The organism is Flavobacterium sp. P1_E4 (assembly GCF_056405915.1).
Genome location: NZ_JBFUBE010000058.1, coordinates 1 through 2,193 on the forward strand (window position 1 = coordinate 1; position 2,193 = coordinate 2,193).

Annotated in this window: 2 tRNA genes and 2 rRNA genes; all 4 read left to right on the forward strand. The window is 46.9% G+C overall.

Annotation, left to right across the window (positions count from 1 at the left end):
- Window positions 1-1,298, forward strand: a 16S ribosomal RNA gene (locus tag AC1DY0_RS18930); the annotation flags it as partial.
- A gap of 147 nt (window positions 1,299-1,445) precedes the next feature.
- Window positions 1,446-1,519: transfer RNA gene (locus AC1DY0_RS18935), tRNA-Ile, on the forward strand.
- An 89-nt stretch (window positions 1,520-1,608) separates the two neighbouring features.
- Window positions 1,609-1,682 (forward strand) — tRNA-Ala (locus AC1DY0_RS18940).
- A 135-nt stretch (window positions 1,683-1,817) separates the two neighbouring features.
- A 23S ribosomal RNA gene (locus tag AC1DY0_RS18945) occupies window positions 1,818-2,193 on the forward strand; the annotation flags it as partial.

Consider the following 2,193-nt stretch of genomic DNA (forward strand, 5'->3'; position numbering starts at 1 on the left):
AAAGATGAGCATGCGTCCCATTAGCTAGTTGGTAAGGTAACGGCTTACCAAGGCTACGATGGGTAGGGGTCCTGAGAGGGAGATCCCCCACACTGGTACTGAGACACGGACCAGACTCCTACGGGAGGCAGCAGTGAGGAATATTGGACAATGGGCGCAAGCCTGATCCAGCCATGCCGCGTGCAGGATGACGGTCCTATGGATTGTAAACTGCTTTTGCACAGGAAGAAACAACATTACGTGTAATGTCTTGACGGTACTGTGAGAATAAGGATCGGCTAACTCCGTGCCAGCAGCCGCGGTAATACGGAGGATCCAAGCGTTATCCGGAATCATTGGGTTTAAAGGGTCCGTAGGCGGTTTAGTAAGTCAGTGGTGAAAGCCCATCGCTCAACGGTGGAACGGCCATTGATACTGCTAGACTTGAATTATTAGGAAGTAACTAGAATATGTAGTGTAGCGGTGAAATGCTTAGAGATTACATGGAATACCAATTGCGAAGGCAGGTTACTACTAATGGATTGACGCTGATGGACGAAAGCGTGGGTAGCGAACAGGATTAGATACCCTGGTAGTCCACGCCGTAAACGATGGATACTAGCTGTTGGGAGCGATCTCAGTGGCTAAGCGAAAGTGATAAGTATCCCACCTGGGGAGTACGTTCGCAAGAATGAAACTCAAAGGAATTGACGGGGGCCCGCACAAGCGGTGGAGCATGTGGTTTAATTCGATGATACGCGAGGAACCTTACCAAGGCTTAAATGTAGATTGACCGWTTTGGAAACAGAWCTTTCGCAAGACAATTTACAAGGTGCTGCATGGTTGTCGTCAGCTCGTGCCGTGAGGTGTCAGGTTAAGTCCTATAACGAGCGCAACCCCTGTTGTTAGTTGCCAGCGAGTCATGTCGGGAACTCTAACGAGACTGCCAGTGCAAACTGTGAGGAAGGTGGGGATGACGTCAAATCATCACGGCCCTTACGCCTTGGGCTACACACGTGCTACAATGGCCGGTACAGAGAGCAGCCACTGGGYGACCAGGAGCGAATCTACAAAACCGGTCACAGTTCGGATCGGAGTCTGCAACTCGACTCCGTGAAGCTGGAATCGCTAGTAATCGGATATCAGCCATGATCCGGTGAATACGTTCCCGGGCCTTGTACACACCGCCCGTCAAGCCATGGAAGCTGGGGGTGCCTGAAGTCGGTGACCGCAAGGAGCTGCCTAGGGTAAAACTGGTAACTAGGGCTAAGTCGTAACAAGGTAGCCGTACCGGAAGGTGCGGCTGGAACACCTCCTTTCTAGAGCCTTAGTGTTAGTGGTAACACACGCTRRGGAAAGAAGACGAAAAGGACTATTTGGTTTCAAAGCCGAAGATTATATTACTCTTGCTGTTAATTTAAAAAAACATGCGTAAAATAAAAAAAGCGCAAAATAAGAATGAAGAGTGTCTCGTAGCTCAGCTGGTTAGAGTACTACACTGATAATGTAGGGGTCGACAGTTCGAGTCTGTCCGAGACAACTATTTTCACCTTAAAATAAGGAAATTCTAGAGTTGAGAGATTATGGGTAAAGATTCATAATTCATAATTCACAATTCATAATTAGATTGGGGGATTAGCTCAGCTGGCTAGAGCGCCTGCCTTGCACGCAGGAGGTCAACGGTTCGACTCCGTTATTCTCCACAAGATGCTGAAATAAATTCAGCATAAAAGTTCATTGACATATTGAGATAAGAAATAATAAAAAGTAGAAAGCAGATTTTCTAATTTATTGGAAAATCGAAAAAAAACGGTCATTCTTAACTGAATGATTGGTACAATAAGCAAAATAAGGGCGTATGGGGGATGCCTAGAAACAAAAGTGATTCCGTAAGTAGTGGCGAGCGAACGCGGATTAGCCCAAACCAATGTTGTTACGGCAATGTTGGGGTTGTAGGACCACGAYATTTTATGCATGAAGAATTAGAATCTACTGGAAAGTAGAGCCAGAGAAGGTGATAGCCCTGTATAAGTAATGACTGTAATAGATAGTGGTATCCTGAGTAGGGCGGGGCACGTGAAACCCTGTCTGAATTTGGCGGGACCATCCGCTAAGGCTAAATACTCCTGAGAGACCGATAGTGAACCAGTACCGTGAGGGAAAGGTGAAAAGAACCGTGAATAACGGAGTGAAATAGATCCTGAAACCATACGC